General features: G+C 59.6%; 18 protein-coding genes. 12 read left to right on the forward strand and 6 right to left on the reverse strand.

Annotation, left to right across the window (positions count from 1 at the left end; translation table 11 throughout):
- Positions 1-140: 140 nt before the first annotated feature.
- From AAGQ88_RS00430 to AAGQ88_RS00455, 6 genes are all read left to right on the forward strand, one after another.
- A complete protein-coding gene (locus AAGQ88_RS00430) occupies positions 141-758 on the forward strand; it encodes a c-type cytochrome (protein ID WP_285422733.1) in 618 nt (205 codons plus the stop codon).
- 193 nt (positions 759-951) lie between these two features.
- The gene (locus tag AAGQ88_RS00435) at positions 952-1,593 is read left to right on the forward strand and encodes a thiol:disulfide interchange protein DsbA/DsbL (RefSeq protein WP_342654142.1); all 642 of its coding nucleotides are present in this window, start codon (positions 952-954) and stop codon (positions 1,591-1,593) included.
- A 10-nt stretch (positions 1,594-1,603) separates the two neighbouring features.
- Positions 1,604-2,482 (forward strand): endonuclease/exonuclease/phosphatase family protein, encoded by an 879-nt coding sequence (locus AAGQ88_RS00440; protein WP_093466672.1) that lies wholly within the window; start codon positions 1,604-1,606, stop codon positions 2,480-2,482.
- Positions 2,479-4,638 (forward strand): diguanylate cyclase, encoded by a 2,160-nt coding sequence (locus AAGQ88_RS00445; RefSeq protein ID WP_342654143.1) that lies wholly within the window; start codon positions 2,479-2,481, stop codon positions 4,636-4,638. Before AAGQ88_RS00440 ends, AAGQ88_RS00445 begins: the two co-directional genes overlap by 4 nt.
- Positions 4,639-4,735: 97 nt before the next feature.
- The gene (locus AAGQ88_RS00450; protein WP_285422730.1) at positions 4,736-5,512 is read left to right on the forward strand and encodes an N-acetylmuramoyl-L-alanine amidase; all 777 of its coding nucleotides are present in this window, start codon (positions 4,736-4,738) and stop codon (positions 5,510-5,512) included.
- A gap of 81 nt (positions 5,513-5,593) precedes the next feature.
- Positions 5,594-7,213, forward strand: a complete 1,620-nt coding sequence (locus AAGQ88_RS00455; RefSeq protein ID WP_342654144.1) for an EAL domain-containing protein — start codon at positions 5,594-5,596, stop codon at positions 7,211-7,213.
- 25 nt (positions 7,214-7,238) lie between these two features.
- Here AAGQ88_RS00455 and AAGQ88_RS00460 read toward each other — a convergent pair whose 3' ends face one another.
- Together AAGQ88_RS00460 and algB are read right to left on the reverse strand one after the other, a co-directional pair.
- Positions 7,239-9,026: a KinB sensor domain-containing domain gene (locus AAGQ88_RS00460; RefSeq protein WP_342655900.1), complete on the reverse strand. Its 1,788-nt coding sequence runs from the start codon at positions 9,024-9,026 to the stop codon at positions 7,239-7,241.
- 10 nt (positions 9,027-9,036) lie between these two features.
- Positions 9,037-10,383 (reverse strand): sigma-54-dependent response regulator transcription factor AlgB, encoded by a 1,347-nt coding sequence (gene algB, locus AAGQ88_RS00465; RefSeq protein WP_093466680.1) that lies wholly within the window; start codon positions 10,381-10,383, stop codon positions 9,037-9,039.
- 263 nt (positions 10,384-10,646) lie between these two features.
- Between algB and AAGQ88_RS00470 the strand changes: the two genes are divergently transcribed.
- The 6 genes from AAGQ88_RS00470 (at position 10,647) to AAGQ88_RS00495 (ending at position 16,343) form a co-directional block, all read left to right on the forward strand.
- Complete coding sequence (locus AAGQ88_RS00470) at positions 10,647-11,501, forward strand: BON domain-containing protein (protein ID WP_342654145.1); 855 nt, start codon at positions 10,647-10,649, stop codon at positions 11,499-11,501.
- 314 nt (positions 11,502-11,815) lie between these two features.
- Entirely contained in the window at positions 11,816-12,100 is a 285-nt protein-coding gene (locus AAGQ88_RS00475; protein ID WP_342654146.1) for a hypothetical protein, read from the forward strand.
- Between the two features lie 87 nt (positions 12,101-12,187).
- Positions 12,188-12,352, forward strand: coding sequence for a DUF1328 domain-containing protein (locus AAGQ88_RS00480; RefSeq protein ID WP_025257796.1), 165 nt, complete (start codon positions 12,188-12,190; stop codon positions 12,350-12,352).
- Between the two features lie 2 nt (positions 12,353-12,354).
- Complete coding sequence (locus AAGQ88_RS00485) at positions 12,355-12,822, forward strand: inhibitor of vertebrate lysozyme family protein (RefSeq protein ID WP_342654147.1); 468 nt, start codon at positions 12,355-12,357, stop codon at positions 12,820-12,822.
- Between the two features lie 717 nt (positions 12,823-13,539).
- Positions 13,540-14,871 (forward strand): glutamate/aspartate:proton symporter GltP, encoded by a 1,332-nt coding sequence (gene gltP / locus AAGQ88_RS00490; RefSeq protein ID WP_342654148.1) that lies wholly within the window; start codon positions 13,540-13,542, stop codon positions 14,869-14,871.
- Between the two features lie 233 nt (positions 14,872-15,104).
- Entirely contained in the window at positions 15,105-16,343 is a 1,239-nt protein-coding gene (locus tag AAGQ88_RS00495) for a nucleoside recognition domain-containing protein (protein WP_342654149.1), read from the forward strand.
- Here the strand turns inward: AAGQ88_RS00495 and AAGQ88_RS00500 are convergent.
- From AAGQ88_RS00500 to AAGQ88_RS00515, 4 genes are read right to left on the reverse strand one after another with little or no spacing between them, the layout of a single operon-like run.
- On the reverse strand, positions 16,316-16,954 hold the full coding sequence (locus AAGQ88_RS00500; RefSeq protein ID WP_342654150.1) for an ABC-type transport auxiliary lipoprotein family protein: 639 nt from the start codon (positions 16,952-16,954) through the stop codon (positions 16,316-16,318). The two genes, AAGQ88_RS00495 and AAGQ88_RS00500, sit on opposite strands and share 28 nt — an antisense overlap.
- Positions 16,951-17,889 (reverse strand): MlaD family protein, encoded by a 939-nt coding sequence (locus AAGQ88_RS00505; protein ID WP_285422937.1) that lies wholly within the window; start codon positions 17,887-17,889, stop codon positions 16,951-16,953. The genes AAGQ88_RS00500 and AAGQ88_RS00505 overlap by 4 nt, the downstream gene beginning before the upstream one ends.
- Positions 17,889-18,695: an ATP-binding cassette domain-containing protein gene (locus AAGQ88_RS00510; RefSeq protein WP_093466694.1), complete on the reverse strand. Its 807-nt coding sequence runs from the start codon at positions 18,693-18,695 to the stop codon at positions 17,889-17,891. Before AAGQ88_RS00510 ends, AAGQ88_RS00505 begins: the two co-directional genes overlap by 1 nt.
- The gene (locus AAGQ88_RS00515; RefSeq protein WP_342654151.1) at positions 18,692-19,861 is read right to left on the reverse strand and encodes an MlaE family lipid ABC transporter permease subunit; all 1,170 of its coding nucleotides are present in this window, start codon (positions 19,859-19,861) and stop codon (positions 18,692-18,694) included. The genes AAGQ88_RS00510 and AAGQ88_RS00515 overlap by 4 nt, the downstream gene beginning before the upstream one ends.
- Position 19,862 lies beyond the last annotated feature (1 nt).

Here is a 19,862-nt window from a genome sequence, read left to right on the forward strand (position 1 = left end):
GGCAACGGGGTGTCGTTTCCGTTTGATGGACGCAAGTATATAATGCCGCAGATTTTGTGTGTGCTTTGTCCACTTGCAGGATGAAGTTCGTAGAAGTCGGACTAACCTTACACGAACAATAAAGCGCATTGGATCAACCGATGAACAAACTACTGGTTAGCCTGCTTCTGACCTTTGGCATTGCTGGCGCGACGCTCGCCGCCGATGCGGTGGTAGGCGACCCGGCCGCAGGCCAGGCAAAAACGGCGGTCTGCGGGGCTTGTCATGGGCCCGATGGCAACAGCATGGCTCCTAACTTTCCCAAACTGGCAGGCCAAGGCCCGCGTTATCTGCTCAAGCAACTGCACGAAATCAAGGATGGCAAGCGTGTCGTCCTCGAAATGACCGGCTTGCTCAACAACTTCAATGATCAGGATCTGGCCGATATCGCTGCCTGGTTCGCCAGCCAGAAAGGCAGCGTGGGCGCCGCTGACCCGAACTTGGTGGCGCGCGGCGAGGCGTTGTTCCGGGGCGGCAAGCTGGATCTGGGCATGCCGGCATGCACCGGGTGCCATTCACCCAACGGCGCAGGTAACGCCGCCGCAGGTTTTCCGCACCTTGGTGGGCAGCACGCAGATTACGTGAAGAAACAGCTGACGGCGTTTCGCGAAGGCGAGCGTACCAATGACGGCGACACCATGGTCATGCGCACGATTGCCTCCAAGTTGAGCAACAAGGATATCGAAGCGCTGTCGGCGTATATTCAAGGGCTGCACTGATCGGGCACAACGCGCGTTCGGGGCGCTTTGGCCAGTGAAATGTTTGTTAATGTTTCCCCGCATCGACGGGCTAAAAAGGGTAGCGAACGGCTGCCCTTTTTTGTGCCTACAGGCGTTACACTTGCGAACTCGTATCACCTCGCCCGGTCGAACTGCGGCCATCGAGGTGACTTTTCATGCCCAGGAGTTAAGCATGCGTAATCTGATTCTCAGCGCCGCTCTGGTTTTCACCAGCCTGTTCGGTCTGACCGCTCAAGCGGCGGAGCCGATCGAAGCCGGCAAACAATATGTCGAGCTGAGCAGCGCCGTCCCTGTTTCCGAACCCGGCAAGATCGAAGTCGTCGAAATGTTCTGGTACGGCTGCCCACATTGCTACGCGTTCGAGCCGACCATCAATCCTTGGGTTGAAAAACTCCCTGCCGACGTTCACTTCCTGCGCATTCCTGCAATGTTCGGCGGTCCTTGGGATGCTCACGGCCAGCTGTTCATCACGCTGGACACCATGGGCGTCGAGAAGAAAGTCCACGCCGCCGTGTTCGATGCCATCCAGAAAGGCGGCAAGCGCCTGACCGACCCGAACGACATGGCCGAATTCGTGGCCACTCAGGGCGTCGACAAGACCAAGTTCCTCGAGACCTTCAACTCGTTCGCAGTGAAGGGCAAGATCGCCCAGTACAAAGAGCTGGCCAAGAAGTATGAGATCAGCGGCGTACCGACCATGATCGTCAACGGCAAGTATCGTTTCGACCTCGCCTCTGCGGGCGGTGCAGAACAAGCGCTGGAAGTGGCTGATCAGCTGATCGCCAAAGAGCGCGCCACGCTGACTGCCAAGTAAGCCCTGCATCATGGGGCGCTGGGGTACTGAACGTGTCGTTGCCCGGCATACGCCCAAGGTCAACGAGCGTCATCTGCAGAAAACAGGGTTGCCGGCCGATGGCCGGCTGCGTTTGCTCAGTTTCAACATTCAGGTGGGCATCAGTACCGAGCGCTACCGGCACTACCTGACCCGCGGCTGGCAGCATTTGCTGCCGCACAACGGCCGTGCCGGTAACCTGCAAAAGATCGGCGACCTGCTCAACGACTATGATCTGGTCGCTCTGCAGGAAGCCGATGGCGGAAGCCTGAGGTCGGGCTACGTCAATCAAGTCGAACACCTCGCTCAGCTCGGGTCCTTTCCGTACTGGCATCAGCAACTCAACCGAAACCTGGGACGTCTTGCTCAACACAGCAACGGCGTGCTCAGCCGCTTGCGTCCCTGGGACATCGAAGATCACCCGCTGCCCGGGCCTGCCGGTCGTGGCGCCATCCTCGTACGCTTCGGCGAGGGACCGGACGCGTTGGTCGTGGTGGTCATGCACCTCGCGCTGGGCGCTCGGACGCGCACTCGCCAGCTGGCTTACATACGTGAGCTGATCGGCGGTTATCGTCATCAGGTGCTCATGGGTGACATGAACACCCACGCCACCGATCTGCTGGAGCTCTCGCCTTTGCGCGATCTGGGCCTGCTTGCGCCGCAGATCGAGGCAACCTTCCCCAGCTGGCGCCCGCAGCGCTGTCTGGACCACATTCTTCTGAGCCCGACCCTGACGCTTGAGAAAGTGCAGGTGCTGGCCCAGCCCATTTCCGATCATCTGCCGGTCGCGGTGGAGATTCGCTTGCCGGCCTCATTAATCGGTGACTCGCTGCCGATAACAAGCACATCTCCTCTCGGACCTTCGGAATGAGCGACGAAACCCAACGCTGGAAAGAAAAGTACCTGAAAAGCATCGAGCAGCAAGACAAGCTCGAGCGGCGTTGGAACGCGCGCCTCGACCTGCTGCGTCGCGGTCTGGTGCGTAGCAGCCTGGCGGCTGAAGGTGCCGACAAGGCCGTCGATCAGTGCATGAAGGAAATGCGCGAGATCGTCCGCAAGGACGACATGGATGCTGGACTCGCGGCGTTGATCCCGCGCCTTGAGAAGGCTGTGCTGGACTCTGAGCAGCGGCGCGAGAAGCGCGTCGAGCAAATGGGCACCGCGTTGACCTCGCTGGTCGCTCAGTTGCAATCGCTGCCGCTGCCCAAGGAAGTCAGCAAGCCGCTCAAACGCTTTGCCAAGAACCTGGAAGACCGCGTCACCCAGGCGCGCGAATTACCGCTGCTGCTCAGTGAGTTGAGCGGCCTGCAGGGAAAGGCGCTGTCGCAGCTCGATCATCCCGAGGAAGCCGCCCGTCCCGGTTTCCTGCAACGTCTGTTCGGCAGCCACGCCCATGGCGAGGGTGAGGAGCCCGCGCCGGTTGTGCAGCCTGCCGTCGAGCCGGCAAAACCCATTGCCCGTGAAGTGGATGACGAGCCTGCGCCCACATCGGAGGCCACGGCGCAGCAAGAGGCGCAGTGGATCAACGAGGCCCCCGTTTCCAGCGAACGCCCGACCGCTCCCGAAAAACCGGCGTCTCTTTCTGAGCCCCCGGCCTTGGAGCCAGTGCCCGTACCTCAGTCGTTGGCCCCGGCCGTCGAGCGCAACGAGCACATTGACGCGGTCGAACCGGCACCCGACGAGCCTGCCAACGTTTTGCCAACTGACGCTGAGGTCAGTGAGGCGCAAGCGAAGGTCGTTGAACACGCCATTGAGCCTGATGCCGAGCCCGTCGCTGATGCCGAACCGGCTGCGGAGCGTCCATCGACCGTCGCGGATGACGAGGCCGTCGTAGACGACGAAGCGTCGGTTGCCGAGCAGTCCGTGGCGGATGAGGCCAACGAAGCGTTGGTCGAAGAGCCGGATGACGAAGAAGACGAGGAGGACAGAGAGGTCGAGGACGAGGACGGTCCGTATGCACTGCCCTCCTCACCTGAGCCCAGTTACAGCTCGGTTGCAGCGCACATCGAAGACACGCTGCTGGGGCTGCTCAACGATCTGACGCTGCCTGAACATCATCGCCCGCAGGCTGAAGCCATGCGTGTGCGGCTCGAACATGGGCTGAACTGGTACGAATTACTGCCGATTCTCGATGATCTCGCTGTGTTGATGCTGGCGATTACTGACAGCGGGCAGCACGAGTTCGAGGCGTATCTCAAGCAACTCAACGAGCGCCTTGAGTCCTTTCAGAGCAACCTGCGCGCCGCGAGTGAAGACCATGCCGACCAGCAGTCGGCATCACGGCAACTGGACGATCAGTTACGCGAGCATGTCGGCGGGCTGCAAAGCAGCGTTCAGGAAGCGGCAGATCTGAAGACGCTTAAAAACGTTCTCGAAAGCCGCCTCGAAGGTCTGATCAGCACCATGGATCAGCATCAACAGCAGCGCGATCAGCGCGAACAGGAAGTTGCCTCGCGCCTGCAGTCTTTGGCCAGCCGCGTGGCGACGATGGAGCAGGAGGCTCAAGGGTTTCGCGTGCATCTTGAGGAGCAGCGACAGAAAGCGTTGATCGATACGCTGACCGGCCTGCCGAACCGTGCGGCATGGAACGAGCGCCTGGAGCATGAAATCGATCAGTTGCAGAAAAAGCGCGCCAGTCTGCTGCTGGGCATTCTGGACCTCGATCACTTCAAGCGCATCAACGATGGCTACGGGCATCTGGCCGGCGACAAAGTCTTGAAGATCATTGCCGGGCAATTGAAAAAGCGTCTTCGACCTTCTGATTTCATCGCACGTTTTGGCGGTGAAGAATTCGTCTTTCTGCTGCCCCACACGCAGATGGAGGAAGGGCTTGCACTGCTTGAACGGCTGCGCGCTGCCATTGAACAATGCCCATTCCACTTCAAGGGCGAGCCGGTCACCATCACCGTCTCGATGGGGATTACCACTTTCAGGCTTGGCGAGCGCAGCGACGTGGTGCTCAAGCGTGCAGATCAGGCGTTGTATCGGGCCAAGGACGAGGGGCGGAATCGAATCGAGCAAGGTTGAGCCTCGCGTCAGTTCATCGAAATACTCAGCCAATTTTGAGCGCATCGGCAGCGCTACGTTACACTGTTGCATTATTTGCCGGTGTGTTCTGCCTTTTATGAAGTCTCTGATTGCCCTTTCCTTGCTCCTGCTGCTCACCGCGTGCGCCAGTGGCCCGAAGCTGGACACCAGCCATCCCTCTGCCAATTACGACAGCCGCGCGCAATTCGTGGTGGTGCATTACACCTCCGCGTCGCTCGAGCGATCGCTGGCGCTGCTGACTCATGGCGAAGTCAGTGCGCATTATTTGATCGGAGACGGTCCGGCGACGACCTACAAGCTCGTAGACGAAAGCCAGCGGGCATGGCATGCCGGCGAAAGCGAGTGGGACGGTCGCACTTGGCTGAACTCGAGCAGCATCGGCATCGAGATCGTGAATCCGGGCTATCGCGACACACCTACCGGGCGTCTGTGGTACCCGTACAGTGAAGCGCAGATTAAAGCGCTGATCGTGCTGCTCAAGGACATCGTCAAACGCAATCGCATAGAACCCCGGCACGTGATCGGTCACAGCGACATCGCGCCCTTTCGCAAGCTTGATCCCGGCCCGTTGTTTCCATGGAAACGTCTGGCGCAGGAAGGGCTGGGCATCTGGCCCGACGAGCAGCAGGTCGCTCAGCGGCAAACTCAGATGATGGGTGTGATGCCGAACATTTCCTGGTTTCAGCAACAATTGGCGTTATTAGGCTATCCGACCCCGCAAACCGGGGAGCTGGACATCGCTACACGCCACGTTATAGCGGCCTTCCAGATGCATTACCGTCCGCAGAAATTTGACGGCGAACCGGATCTTCAAAGTGCAGCTATCCTTCAGGTTCTGAACCTCAGGCACTAAGTTAGCCATCCTCTCATTTTTTTTCGGGCTATTTGCGCGCTTGTTGCTATACATCAGTAGTATTCATTTGGATGACGGCCGATGTTTACGGCGACGCCGCAACTGCGCACTTTTCTCTATCGCCCGGCGCTTCTGGCGCTTCTCGCGGCGTTGCTGAGCGCGGTCGTCCTGCTTTCAGCCAGTTTCGGTCTCGCCATGCATCAGGCGCGACAAGAAGAAAGTGCCCAAATGAATGCCCAGGGCGAGCGATTCCTGGTGAGACTGGAGCAGTTATTTGGCCAGTTGCGCGCAGGGCTTGATCAGCTTGAAGCCCAGCCGCTGCGCGGGTGCAGCCCTGAAATGGTTGAGCAACTGCGCCAGGTGAACTCCCGCTACCGCTTCATCTATGAAGTCGCGTTTGTCGACGACACCCAGTTCTGTTCGAGCTGGACACGCCAGAGCATGATCGGCAAGCCAAGGGCGCCGGATATTCGCGGGCCGACTTACGATTACTGGCTCAACACTTCCACCCAACCCGATGACAATCTCGCCTCGCTGATGCTGGGGCGTGGTGACTTCAGGGTGTCGACCTCTCGCGGGCATTTGACCGATGTTGTGGATTTGCCCGCTGGCGGCAGTCTGGTCGTGGTATTGGGCCAAGGGACCAAGGCGATTCCGGTGCTGGGGCCGACTCAACCCTGGCCGCCGACGCCCGACTGGACGCCGACCAAGGTCGAGACGCTGATAACGACCCACGACAAACTGGTGTACCGGATGCCCACGCAGAGCCCGGAATATCAGCTGGTGCTGATCACGCCGCGCAGCGGCCTGCAGCAGAAGGTCACGGGGGCGTGGTGGCTGCTGGTGCCCGCCAGCCTGCTGGTGTCTTTGTGCATCGGGATTCTGGTCTTGCAACTGGTCAGGCAGCGTCAGTCGCTCGGCGGTGAGCTGCACGGCGCGTTGAGGCGTGGCGAATTAAAGGTTTTGTATCAGCCTATTTTCGACCTCAACACCCGCTTGTGCGTGGGCGCTGAGGCATTGGTGCGGTGGCGACGACCAGACGGCACGCTCACCAGCCCGGATCTGTTTATCCCGCTGGCGGAAAATACCGGGCAGATCCGTCAGATCACCGATTTCGTGCTGCAACAACTGCTTGAGCAGCTCGGGCAGCTGCTTCGCGCCAATCCGCATCTTTATATTTCGGTGAATTTGGCGGCTTGCGACGTGATGGCGCCGCGTATCGGTCGGGTCACGGCCAAACTGCTGGCGCTGCACCGGGTCGCGCCGCGACAGATCGCTTTCGAGGTCACTGAGCGCGGGCTGGTGGATGTGGTGGTGGCGCGCAATCATCTGCAGGCGCTGCGCGACCGAGGGCATCAGGTATTGATCGATGACTTCGGCACGGGCTATTGCAGCCTGGCGTACCTGCAGACGCTGCCGGTGGACTGCCTGAAGATCGACAAAGCGTTCATCGACGCGCTGGGCCATGATGCCGCCAGTAGCGGCGTCGCCCCGCACATCATTCGCATGGCCCATGCGCTGCAGTTGCGGGTGATCGCTGAAGGTATCGAGTTTGAGTCCCAGGCGCTGCTGCTCAAGAGCGAAGGCGTGATTTACGGGCAGGGCTGGCTCTTTGCCCGACCGCTGAGTGCGGCCAAATTCACCGAGCTTGTCACTGGCGGGCGACGCAGCAGTGGCCGCAGGACAGATGATGTAGCGTGAAACCGGGTTGCGCCGGAAGCGTCGCTTAAAGCGGCAGCGCCATATAGAACTGCGTGCCCTGCCCCGGACGGGAGTACACGCCCATGCGTCCGCCATGCAGTTGCACGATCTCTTTGCACAACGCCAGCCCCAGCCCCGCGCCGCCTTTTTTGCGGCCGACCTGCACGAAGGGCTCGAAGATCCGGGCCTGCTGGCCGTAGGCGATGCCTTCGCCGTTGTCTTCGACGCTGATGATCAGGCGCTCTCCGTGACGTCGAGCTTGCAGGCGGATCAGACCTGATTGCGGCGTATGGCGCAGCGCATTATCCAGCAGATTGTCCAGCACGCGGTCCAGTTGGGCCTTGTCGGCCTGCAACCTGGGCAGCGGTTCCTGCATTTCCATCAGCACCAGAACATTCTGCTCCGCAGCCGGCTCCGCGAAGCGCTGGCGAGCGGCGCCGAGCAATTCCCCGATGTCGCAGGGTTCCAGCGTGAGCTTTTGCAGGCCATTCTGATAGCGGGAAAAATTGAGGAGGTCGTTGATCAGCTGCATCAAGCGCTGCATTTCTTCGTTTACGGTCTCTAGCAGGTCCTTTTCGCGCGAGTCGGGTGGGAAGTGCACGCGTTCCTGCAGCAGGCCGAACGCCATGTGCATCCCCGTCACCGGCGTTCGCAACTCATGGGACGCGCGCAGGACGAATTCACTGCGCACACGCTCGAATGCGCGTTGCTCCGTGACGTCATGCAGCACCATCACAGCGCCCAGAATATGGCCTTTAGTGTGACTGACCGGCGTCAGGCTGTAGGTCAGCAGGCGGGTTTCTCCGTCAACCTCGATGGAAAGGTCCTCGGGCGCCCGTTCTAGCGTTCCGCCACGCAGCACCAGATACAGCTGCTCGTCCAGCTCGGGTCGCTGCAGAGCTTCGCCGAGGCCTTGGCCCAGTCGACCCTCTTCCCAACCCAGCTGGCGCTGGGCAACAGGATTCAAATGCTCCAGGCGGCCCTGCCGATCAATCATCAGCAGGCCGTCGTCGATGCTGTCCAGCACTGCCTGAAGCCTTTGCTGCCCTGCGAGCAACTGATCGATGTTGGTGACCTGATGCTGGCGAAGCGATTCGGCCATCATGCCGAAACGACGGGTCAGCTGGTTCATTTCCGACGCAGAAGAAATTGGCAGCGTGACGTCGAAGTTCCCTTCGCCGATCTTGTCCGCCGCCCGAGCCAGCGCCTCGATAGGCCCACCGAAGCGGCGGGCAATGCCATGAGCGGTGATGAAGCCGATCGCCAGCACGGCCAGACCGACCAGACCCAGCAGCGACGCCACCCACAACGCTTTTGATCGTGAGGCGCTTTCGGCGTCGTTGATATTGGCAAGCGCCTGACGATGCGCATCGAGCAGACCGTTTCGCAGCGTATTGAAGGCGTTGGTGACTTCGGTGTCATCGGTCAGGGAGTTGGCCGGCTGCCTGGAGTCCTGCAACGCCCTGAGGAAACGCTCGTAGTCCCCGCGCGCTTTTTCAAAGCCGCTGTGCGTGTTGGTCTGCTGGTCATGATCGATGCCCTGATCGAGCAGTTCCTGGAACTGCTGCTGATTCTGTTGCAGCGCCTTGGGATCAGGATCGTCCTTGAGCAACATCACCAGTTGATCGCCCAGGTTCTGTCGCAACTTGAGACCGATATCCAGCGTGATGAAGTTGTGTCTGATCAGCGATTCCTGCGACTTGGCCATCTGCATGACGCTGACCAGGCCCAGCAGCAGGCCCAGCAACGCAACCGTGATGAGTGCCGAGATGCTGAGGAACAGCCGTGTACGCAACTTCATTGCGAACATTATCGATCGCCTGTCACAGGTTGTACTGCTTGCGCTTGCGGTACAGCGTCGAGGCATCGATACCCAACGTGCGCGCAGCCTGATCGAGCGTGTCACTGGTGGCCAGCACGGCGCCGATGTGCGCCTTCTCAAGCTCATCCAGGCTCAACGCCGCCCCCACGCGTGGCGCGTTGTTGGTCGGCTGTTCGGCCATGCCCAGGTGGCTGATTTCGACCTTTTCCTGGGGACAGATGATGCTGGCGCGTTCGATCACGTTACGCAATTCGCGGATATTGCCCGGCCAACGGTAATTGAGCAGCGCGCTGCGGGCTTCTTCGCTGAAACCGCGGGCAGGACGACCGTATTCCTTGACGAAGCGGGCCAGGAAACGGTCGGCCAGCGTCAGAATGTCTTCAGCCCGCTCGCGCAGCGGCGGCAGGTGCAACGTGATGACGTTCAGGCGATAGAGCAGGTCTTCACGGAAGCGGCCTTCCCGAACCATGTCTTCGAGTTTCAGGTTGGTGGCGGCCAGAATGCGCACGTCGGCACGGCGCGTTACCGGGTCGCCCACGCGTTCGTACTCTTTATCCTGAATGAAGCGCAGCAGCTTTGGCTGAAGGGTCAACGGGAAGTCGCCGATTTCATCGAGGAACAATGTGCCGCCATCTGCCTGATTGACCCGCCCGAGCGTGCTTTCGCTGGCGCCGGTGAACGCCCCGCGGCTGTGGCCGAACAACTCGCTTTCCATCAGCTCGGCTGTCAGCGACGGGCAGTTGATGGTCACACAGGCTTTTTTGGCGCGCTTGCTCCAGCCATGAATGGCTCGCGCCAGTTCGCCCTTACCGGTGCCGGACTCGCCGAGAATAAGAATGTTGGCGTCCGTATTGGCGACCTGACGCGCCGTTTCCAGAATGGCCATCATCGACGGGCTGTGAGAATCCAGTCCGTCCTTGGGTTTGCGCACTTCGCCTTCCAGCGCTTCGAGTCGTGCCGACAGTTGACGCACTTCCAGCTGTTTGGCCGTGGCCAAACGCAGTTGATCCGGGCTGCAAGGCTTGACGAGATAGTCGGCTGCCCCCGCCTGAATGGCATCCACAGCGGTGTCGACCGCCGAGTGGGCGGTCACGATGACCACGCGCATCCATGGCGCTTGAATGCGCATCTGCGCCAATACATCCAGGCCGTTGTCCTCGCCCAGACGCAAATCCAGAAAACAGACATCGAACACCTGACGCTGCAAAAGCGCCTCGGCCTGCGTCGCACTGTTGGCAGTGGCGACGCTGTAGCCTTCATCTTCCAGGCAATAGCGGAAGGTGCGAAGGATGGCGGATTCATCATCCACAAGCAGAATACGGCCCTGATTCTCAGCGGCTGCTTCCATTTTTCCTACGCTCCTAAATGAATGATCTTGGTTAGTCCCGGAAAAATCGGGCAAGTTGCATGGTTCATTCTGATTGATTCTGTGGGATGCATGGTAGCGATCTGAGGAAAAAACCAATAACCCATTGATCTGCGACGTTTCTGCGCATTCATATGGCTCGCATGAGGGTTGCGTGCGGGTGGCGGGGTGGGCTCAGAACAGAACATCTGGGCGAATGGAAAGTCTCTCCAGAGATACCTTTTGCAACTGTCTGGAGATTTGCCATGCATCCGTTGAAGAAAATCACCCTGGCCATTGCCGCTGTTGGCTCGCTTGCAGGGGCGCCTGTCATTGCCCACGCGGCCACGGGTGATTTGCAAACGCAATTGGCTGAAGCGCGTCAGGAAGGCTCGATCTGGACGGCCTTCGCGCTCAATCGCCATTTGAGTCCCTTCAAGATCAGCGTGGAGGTCGAGCAAGGCACTGCGACGCTTAAAGGCAAGGTCGAGAATCAGGTCGACAAGGACCTTGCCACGCAGATCGCCAGCGATACCCAAGGCATTAATAAGGTCGACAATCAGCTGGAGATCGATCCGCAAGTGGCCGCAGAGCCAGGCGCCAAGGCGAACATGGCGCAGCGTTTCGACGATGCCACGCTGACCGCGACGATCAAATCGAAGCTGCTGTGGAACAGCGTCACAGAGGGGCTGAACATTGAGGTCAGTGCAGCGCAAGGCGTAGTAACGCTCAAAGGTCAGGCCAAGGATGCCGAGGCCAAGCAATTGGCCGGAAGCCTGGCGAGCAACACCGATGGTGTGACCGAAGTCAACAACTTGATCAGCTTGAGCGCGCGGGATACGCAGGCGATCAAGGAGCAGAACGAGGCGCAGGCCAGTAGCGTGCATGAAGAATTCAGCGACGCCTGGATCACCAGTAAGGTCAAATCCAGCCTTATTTATAGCCGCAACCTCGACGGCCTGAATATCAAGGTGGAGACCAAGAGTGGCGTCGTCAGCCTGGATGGGGTGGTTGCCAATTATGCGGAGAAAGAACTGGCCGTGGAGATCGCCCGCAACATCCGCGGCGTCAAAGGTGTCGACGCTGACACGTTGCGAGTCATGACCCGTAGCGCGGGCTGATTCTCGTCTCAATGCAGCAGGGCTTGCCGCTCGGCAAGCCCTGCAGAGATTAGCGACCGAATACCCATCAGCTTCCCCTCTGGACCGATGTTCTCGGTCAACGTCCGCGACAGTTTGTCCCATGTCTTCGTGCAGAACGCACGATGCCAAATGTTCAATCGTGCAGCTTGCTGTTTCAGGGCGGCATCGACTGGTTCATAACTAATTGATTTGTAAGGGTTTAATCGATCAAAAAAAGCTGGCACACGGCGTGCAATATCACTGGTAACAACGGCCTGTGTCGACGGCCAACAAGATTGCCAGGAGTCAGCTGAATGAACACTCAACATCTCGCCAAACTGCGTATCTCCCCGCTGCAGGTGCAGCAAGGTCTGTTTGCCAGTCTGGCGCTGATGATCACCCTCATCGTGGTGCAGCAGTTCACTCACTGGAACCAACAGCAGGAAATGACTCAAGTGCCTCACCATTACACCCACAGCGCGCCATTCGCCAAGGCGAGCGCGCTGAAGGCGTCTGACGTAGCCCTGAGTCTGCAGACAGTTGATGACGCGGAGGCGGTTAACGACCAGGCGCCACGTCAACAGAGTTGGGTCTTCTGATCACAGCGATCGCGGTCCCGATCTACCTTGAGGGTCAACGTCGACACCTCGCCGTAGCAAGAAATTAAAACAGTAAGGAGAATCACCATGTTGAGCTGGGCTATCACATTTCTGATCATCGCCATTGTTGCAGCGGTTCTGGGCTTCGGTGGTATCGCGGGCACTGCCACCGGTATTGCCAAGATTCTCTTTATCGTGTTCCTGGTTATGTTTGTAGTGTCGTTCTTCTTTGGTCGTCGCGGTCGGGGATAACGATGATCGCGAAGCGCTTCTCTGCTCTGGCACTGGCGCTCCTTGCGGGCGCCAGTACGCTGGCTTCCGCGGCCAATGATGGACAGTCCCGGGTCAACGAGCTGCTCAGCTCTGATCCCGAGTACCGCCAGACATGGTCGTCGGTCGTGAAGAAGGAAGAGCGGTTGCCGGATTGGGTGATCAATCTCTCCGGCACGTCCGACCAAATGAATGCGGTGACCGAGGATGGTGACAAATACCTGGCAGGGCCTCTTTGCGAAACCCAGGACACGTGCATCAACAAACGCCTCATTGTCGCGTTCAGCATGGATAAGGCTCATGCCTACGCCATGCTGGTCGAAGTCCCGGCGGGCTTGCCGGCGGATAAGTCCCCGACTCGCCACGCTGATTACCGGTTCCTCGGCGACCCCGACGAAGGCATGCAAGGTCTTCTGAAAGAACAGCTGAAGAAAGATCCGAACTGGTACTGACTCAGATGATGGAAGACCGAATGTGATTGGGTCTTCCTGAAAGCCGCGCAACCCGAGGAAGGTCTGCGCGTGACCAAGGGGCCGGGGCGTTCTGACCAATGGAGTGGCTGGAGCGAACCAGGTGTACAGGGAGTACTCCCATTCGTGGGCCGGGTCAGGCAAGCCGCAACGCAAGTCCATCGTCCGATTGAGCGTGAGCCGTTATCCGACAGTGGACTTGCGAGGCGCAAATTTTAGCGTTCTGATCTCATGCCTCAGCCGTTTTAGCGACAGATACCCCTACCTGTAATTCTTCCTACATCGTGTTTACACCCTTCCTACGACCGTATATCGAGAAAAAATCGTCGATGGCGGTACTTTGGCCGTTCATGACCAATCTGTCACTTGCGTGCCCTCTTCTTCCACAAACATCGCTACAGGCGACGTTATAGCCACTTCCGAGCATTTAAACGCCAGCTGGAAGGTCAGCTTCGAGTGGGCCTTTCGCCTAAGTCATTGATTTTCCTCATGCCGATTCGGCATGAGGTAGTCATTTACGGCATTAGACGATGAAGCCTTCCATGGGAATAGTTGCGCCCTTTTTCGCCTGCTAAGAGCTCGGATGCTCGCTTGCGGTCACCTTCTGGACATTTCCAAGGGCACCTGCGCTTGAACGCGTACAACAGACGTGCAGCGCTGGTTGAGAAGTGTCACAGCTACTACAACAAGGGTAATGACATGAAGAAGGCAAAACTGAGCCTCGCCTGGCAGATCCTCATCGGCTTGGTCCTGGGCATCGCGCTTGGCGCGGTACTGAACCACTTCAGCGCCGAGAAGGCCTGGTGGATCAGCAACATTTTGCAACCGGCGGGCGACATCTTCATTCGTCTGATCAAAATGATCGTCATCCCTATCGTGATTTCTTCGCTGGTCGTTGGAATCGCTGGCGTTGGCGACGCCAAGAAGCTGGGCCGCATCGGCCTCAAGACCATTCTTTATTTTGAAGTCGTCACCACGATCGCAATTGTGGTCGGTTTGCTGCTTGCCAACGTCTTCCATCCCGGCACCGGTATCGACATGAGCACGCTGGGGACGGTGGATATCTCGCAGTATGAGAAGACCACGGCCGAAGTGCAGCATGATCATGCGTTCATCGCGACCATCCTCAATCTGATCCCTTCGAACATCTTCGCTGCCGTCGCACGTGGCGACATGCTGCCGATCATCTTCTTCTCAGTGTTCTTCGGCCTGGGGCTTTCGAGCCTAAATGCCGAAGTGCGAGAGCCTTTGGTGAAGGTATTCCAGGGTGTATCGGAAACGATGTTCAAGGTCACTCACATGATCATGAACTACGCGCCCATCGGTGTGTTCGCACTGATTGCCGTGACCGTGGCCAACTTCGGTTTTGCCTCACTGCTGCCGCTGGCCAAGCTGGTGATTCTGGTTTACGTCGCCATCGCCTTCTTCGCGTTCGTGGTGCTGGGCCTGATCGCGCGCCTGTTTGGCTTCTCGGTGATCAAGCTGATGCGCATCTTCAAAGACGAATTGGTGCTGGCTTACTCCACTGCCAGTTCCGAAACCGTGTTGCCTCGCGTGATCGAGAAGATGGAAGCCTACGGTGCACCGAAGGCCATCAGCAGCTTTGTGGTGCCGACCGGTTACTCGTTCAACCTGGATGGCTCGACGCTGTATCAGAGCATCGCAGCGCTGTTCATCGCGCAGCTTTACGGGATTGACCTGTCGATCGGTCAACAGCTGATGCTGGTGCTGACGCTGATGGTGACCTCCAAAGGCATCGCGGGCGTTCCGGGTGTGTCGTTCGTGGTGTTGCTGGCGACGCTGGGCAGCGTCGGTATCCCGCTCGAAGGCCTGGCTTTCATCGCGGGTGTCGACCGCATTATGGACATGGCGCGTACGGCCTTGAATGTGATCGGCAACGCGCTGGCGGTACTGGTCATCGCGCGCTGGGAAGGCATGTACGACGACGCCAAGGGCGAACGTTACTGGAACTCCCTGCCGCACTGGCGCAGCAAGGAATCCCTGCCTGCCGGTCAGTCGACAGTCGATTGATTGCTGAGCAGAGCTGACCAACAGACCCCGCCCGCAAGCGGGGTTTGTTGTTTTGAGTTTCAGCTGGCCGCTCCCACGGGGTTTGCTCTCGCCGCAGATCGCGGGCGGAGCCGCATGACGTCGTAAGCGCGTGGCGCCTCAAGTCCGCGCGTCGTGTCTGGTAAATGTGGGATAGGGTTTGTTGTTTGCGCCCTCGCCGCTATCATCCCCGCATCTTCCGAGGGGACTTACCGATGCTCAACGGCCTATGGCTTGGCTTTTTCGTGGTTGCGGCGATTTCCGCGCTGGCGCAATGGTTGATTGGCGGCAACGCAGGGATCTTCGCGGCGATGGTTGAAAGCATCTTCGCCATGGCCAAGCTTTCGGTTGAGGTGATGGTGCTGCTGTTCGGCACGCTGACGTTGTGGCTCGGCTTTCTGAACATCGCTGAAAAGGCCGGAATCGTCGACTGGCTGGGCAAGGTGCTCGCGCCACTGTTCCATCGTCTGATGCCTGAAGTCCCGCGCGGCCATCCTGCTCTGGGCCTGATCACCCTCAATTTCGCCGCCAACGCACTGGGCCTTGATAACGCTGCCACGCCAATCGGCCTCAAGGCCATGCGCTCGCTGCAGGAGCTCAATCCCAGCCAGACCGTTGCAAGCAATGCGCAAATTCTGTTTCTGGTCCTGAATGCCTCATCACTGACGCTGTTGCCGGTGACCATCTTCATGTACCGGGCGCAGCAAGGAGCAGTCGATCCGACCATGGTGTTCCTGCCGATTCTGCTGGCGACCAGCGCGTCGACGTTGGTGGGCCTGCTTTCGGTTGCGGTCATGCAGCGCCTGCGTTTGTGGGATCCGGTGGTGCTGGCCTATCTGGTGCCCGGAGCGCTGTTGCTTGGCGGCTTCATGGCGGTGCTGGCCGGGTTGTCCGCTACGGCGCTTTCCAGCCTTTCGTCCATATTGGGCAACCTCACGCTGTTCGGCATCATCATGGTGTTTCTGGTGATCGGCGCGCTGCGCAAGGTCAAGGTCTACGAAACATTCGTTGAAGGCGCGAAGGAAGGCTTCGATGTGGCGAAAAACTTGCTGCCGTATCTGGTGGCAATGCTGTGCGCGGTGGGCGTCTTGCGCGCATCCGGAGCGCTTGACCTGATTCTGGAAGGGATTCGCCACGGGATTCAGTGGATGGGCCTGGACACGCGCTTCGTCGATGCCCTTCCGACCGCGCTGGTCAAACCGTTCTCAGGCAGCGCAGCGCGTGCCATGTTGATCGAAACCATGAAGACCCAAGGTGTCGACAGCTTCCCGGCGCTGGTGGCCGCGACCATTCAGGGCAGTACCGAAACCACGTTCTATGTGCTCGCCGTGTACTTCGGCGCAGTGGGTATCCAGCGCGCCCGCCATGCCGTCGGCTGCGCACTGCTTGCGGAACTGGCAGGCGTCATCGCTGCCATTCTGGTGTGCTACTGGTTCTTCGGCTCGGCCGTGTAGTGCCGCTGACCCTGCTCCACAGTCCATTGCAGAACCTGGGCCGCCAGCGAGTCGCTGGCTTGGCCGAATCCCGCCACAACGGCCGCAACCTGCTTGTCGCCCACGGGTTGATGCACCTCGAAACGGCGGCTGGCTACGATGCGCTGACGCTCGTCGGACAGCCGCGCATCCAGTCGAATCACCACTCCGATGGCCTGCCCGCGGTACTCGCTCTGAAAGGCCTGTAACTCGCCGCCCAGCTCGAAATCCGCCTGCAAGTTGCTGTCATCGGTGCTGATCGACAGCACCCGGCCGTCGCGATAAAACGCGTCGGTCAGGCGATTGCGCAGCAACACGGGCGCCGGGTCGCTCCATCGCGCGCCCTTGTAACTGCTGATCACGTCACCCTGCGGGATCACCGCAATACGGGCGCTGTCCAGAGTCTCGCTGGATTTGGGGCGCACGACCCGCAGAGACCAGGGCGCAGGCGTCTGCGCTTTGCTGGTGGCTGACGCAGTCGGCAGCCGGTAGACGTCAGACGGCTCCTGCTTGGGCAAAATGGAGCACGCTGCCGTCGACAACAGGGCAGTCACCAGCAGCAGTCGGGTAATTGAGTGACCGGCAAGCCTCATGGCTCAAACTCCTTGTTCTTGTCGCTGCCGAGCAGATACCCGCTGGGGTTGGCATTCAGGCTGCGTGAGATGGTTTTGAGTGACGACAGGGTTTCGCGCAGTTCGCGGATCGCCGGACCCAGTTCACCCAGGCCCTGCAGACCGCCATTGACCGAGTCCTGGTTGTCTTTGAGCAATGCGTTGATGGTCAGGCTGCTCTGCTCCAGCGACTTCATCGCCTGCTGCGCACTGGCGATGGCTTGCTTGCCGTCACTGGTCAGCAGTTGGTTGGCGTTGCGCATCAAGGTCGATGTCTGCTCCAGCGTGGTGCCTGCCTGCTTGCTCAAAACCGTCATCTGCTTGAGCGCCTGTCGGATATCGTCACGCTGATCTGAGATGACTCCGGTGGTCTGTTCCAGATGCTGCAAGGTTTTGGTCAGCGTCTTCACATTGTCCGAAGAAAACATCTCGTTGGTGTTGTGCAGCAGCGTGTTGATGCCGGTCAGCAGGTCGTTGCTGTCGTTGAGCAAACGTGAAATCGGCGATGGCGACGCGATGATCACCGGCAGGTTGCCGTCTTCGCCCTTCAGAGGCTCGCTCTGTGGCGTGCCGCCGCTGAGCTGAATGATCGAGGTGCCGGTGATGCCAGCGAGCGCGAGTTTGGCAAACGTGTCGCGCTTGATCGGTGTCTCGCCGGCGACGCGAATCTGCGCCAGTACGCGGCGCGGGTCTTGAGGGTCCAGACGCAGGTTGACCACGTCACCCACTTTGATGCCGCTGTATTGGACGGGACTGCCTCGCGACAGGCCTGTCACGGCTTCGTTGAACACGACCTGATAATCCTTGAACGCTGTGTCCACGCTGGACTTGGCCAGCCACAGGCCGAACAGCAGCGCGGCGGCGACCACGATCACTGTGAACAGGCCGATCAAGACGTGATGGGCGCGGGTTTCCATCATGAGACCTCGTGTGGGTGAGTGGCCGCTGCATAGGCCGAGCGGCCGCGCGGGCCATGAAAATATTCGTGAATCCAGTCGTCCTTGTACGCCGACACCTTGTCGATGCTGTCGGCCACCAACACCCGTTTCTGCGCCAGGACCGCGACCCGGTCGGTAATGGTGTACAGCGTGTCCAGATCGTGGGTGACCATGAACACGCTCAAGCCCAATGCGTCTCGCAGCGTGAGAATCAGTTGATCGAAAGCCCCGGCGCCGATGGGGTCCAGCCCGGCGGTCGGCTCGTCCAGAAACAGGATGTCCGGATCCAGCGCCAGCGCGCGGGCCAATGCCGCCCGTTTGATCATCCCGCCCGACAGCGACGCCGGGTATTTGTGCGCGGCCGACAGCGGCAGTCCGGCCAGCGCCATCTTGATCCCGGCCAGATGCTCGGCTTCTTCGCGGTTCAGGCCGGCGTGCTCGATCAACGGCAGGGCAACGTTTTCAGTGATGGTCAACGAGGAGAACAACGCGCCCTTCTGAAACAGTACGCCGAAACGTCGTTCAACTTGAGAGCGTTGTTTGTCCGGCAGATTCAGCAAATCCTGACCCAACACGCGGACATTACCTGCAGCGGGGCGCTGCAATCCGACAATGCTGCGCAACAGCACCGATTTGCCGCTGCCCGAGCCGCCGACGACGGCCAGGATCTCCCCGCGATACAGATCAAGGTCGAGATGCTCGTGCACCACTTGCGGCCCGAACCGATTGCTCAGGCCGCGCACCTGGATGACCGTTTCGCTGGGTTGTACGCACCGTCTGGTCACCAGCCGATCTCCATGAAGAACATTGCGGCCAGTGCATCCAGCACGATGACCACGAAAATCGATTGCACCACGCTCGATGTGGTGTGAGCGCCCACGGACTCGGCACTGCCTTCGACCTTGAAGCCCTCAAGACACCCGATCGCGGCGATGAAGAATGCAAAGATCGGCGCTTTGACGATACCCACCAGAAAGTGTTGGACGCCGATGTCGGCCTGCATCAACGACAGGAACATGGCCGGAGAAATGCCCAGCGAGAGCGCGCAGACCACGCCGCCGCCAACGATGCCGCAGATCATCGCAAGAAACGTCAGCATCGGCAGTGAGATGAGCAGCGCCAGGACGCGAGGCAGCACCAGCATCTCAGTAGGACTCATTCCCAGCGTTTGAAGGGCATCGAGCTCTTCATTGGCTTTCATCGAGCCGATCTGCGCAGTGAACGCGCTGGCCGTGCGGCCTGCCAATAGAATCGCCGTGAGCAGCACGGCAAATTCGCGCAAAAACGAGAAGCCGATCAGGTCGACGGTGAAAATTGTCGCGCCGAATGCCTTCAGCACGGTGGCGCCCAGGAACGCCACGACAGCGCCCACCATGAAGGTCAGCAGTGCCACGATGGGTGCTGCGTCCAGGCCAATCTGTTCGATATGGGCGATGACCGAGGTGGTCCGCCAGCGCCGTGGGCGTAGCAGTGTCGTGACCATGGTTTGCAGGATCAGGCCGATGAAACCCAGCAACTGCAGGGTGTCCTTCAGAATGACATCGACCGCGCAGCCGATCCGGGCCAGCAGTTGGGTGCCAACGGCCACTTCTGGATCTTTCAGCGGCTGACAGTAATCACTCAGCGCGCTCTGAATGGTCTGCATGAGCGCGCGACTGGACTCCGGCAAATTGGGCGCCTGAACTGCCAGCAGGCGCAGACGTTGCACTCCCAGCAGCTCGACCAGCAACGACGCGCCGGCGGTATCCAGCGCGCCCAGCTGGCTCATGTCTACCTGCGTACTGGGTCCGAAGCCTGAGCTGAGCGCGTCTGTCTGATGCTTGAGCGCTCGATAATGGGCAAGCGTCCAGTCTCCGGCGATCCGCAGCTGCGTGGGATCGGTCGAAGTATCCAGTAAGACGCTTCCCGAAACCTCGGAAGCGCTGGTAGCAAGGTGTGTCAGTGGCGTCATG

This window comes from Pseudomonas sp. F3-2 (assembly GCF_038804275.1).
Lineage (GTDB): Bacteria > Pseudomonadota > Gammaproteobacteria > Pseudomonadales > Pseudomonadaceae > Aquipseudomonas.

Coding starts and splice junctions, on each gene's coding strand:
- AAGQ88_RS00430 (WP_285422733.1), top strand. CDS start 141: ATGAACAAACTACTGGTTAGCCTGCTTCTGACCTTTGGCATTGCTGGC.
- AAGQ88_RS00435 (WP_342654142.1), top strand. CDS start 952: ATGCGTAATCTGATTCTCAGCGCCGCTCTGGTTTTCACCAGCCTGTTC.
- AAGQ88_RS00440 (WP_093466672.1), top strand. CDS start 1,604: ATGGGGCGCTGGGGTACTGAACGTGTCGTTGCCCGGCATACGCCCAAG.
- AAGQ88_RS00445 (WP_342654143.1), top strand. CDS start 2,479: ATGAGCGACGAAACCCAACGCTGGAAAGAAAAGTACCTGAAAAGCATC.
- AAGQ88_RS00450 (WP_285422730.1), top strand. CDS start 4,736: ATGAAGTCTCTGATTGCCCTTTCCTTGCTCCTGCTGCTCACCGCGTGC.
- AAGQ88_RS00455 (WP_342654144.1), top strand. CDS start 5,594: ATGTTTACGGCGACGCCGCAACTGCGCACTTTTCTCTATCGCCCGGCG.
- algB (WP_093466680.1), bottom strand. CDS start 10,383: ATGGAAGCAGCCGCTGAGAATCAGGGCCGTATTCTGCTTGTGGATGAT.
- AAGQ88_RS00470 (WP_342654145.1), top strand. CDS start 10,647: ATGCATCCGTTGAAGAAAATCACCCTGGCCATTGCCGCTGTTGGCTCG.
- AAGQ88_RS00475 (WP_342654146.1), top strand. CDS start 11,816: ATGAACACTCAACATCTCGCCAAACTGCGTATCTCCCCGCTGCAGGTG.
- AAGQ88_RS00480 (WP_025257796.1), top strand. CDS start 12,188: ATGTTGAGCTGGGCTATCACATTTCTGATCATCGCCATTGTTGCAGCG.
- AAGQ88_RS00485 (WP_342654147.1), top strand. CDS start 12,355: ATGATCGCGAAGCGCTTCTCTGCTCTGGCACTGGCGCTCCTTGCGGGC.
- gltP (WP_342654148.1), top strand. CDS start 13,540: ATGAAGAAGGCAAAACTGAGCCTCGCCTGGCAGATCCTCATCGGCTTG.
- AAGQ88_RS00495 (WP_342654149.1), top strand. CDS start 15,105: ATGCTCAACGGCCTATGGCTTGGCTTTTTCGTGGTTGCGGCGATTTCC.
- AAGQ88_RS00500 (WP_342654150.1), bottom strand. CDS start 16,954: ATGAGGCTTGCCGGTCACTCAATTACCCGACTGCTGCTGGTGACTGCC.
- AAGQ88_RS00505 (WP_285422937.1), bottom strand. CDS start 17,889: ATGGAAACCCGCGCCCATCACGTCTTGATCGGCCTGTTCACAGTGATC.
- AAGQ88_RS00515 (WP_342654151.1), bottom strand. CDS start 19,861: ATGACGCCACTGACACACCTTGCTACCAGCGCTTCCGAGGTTTCGGGA.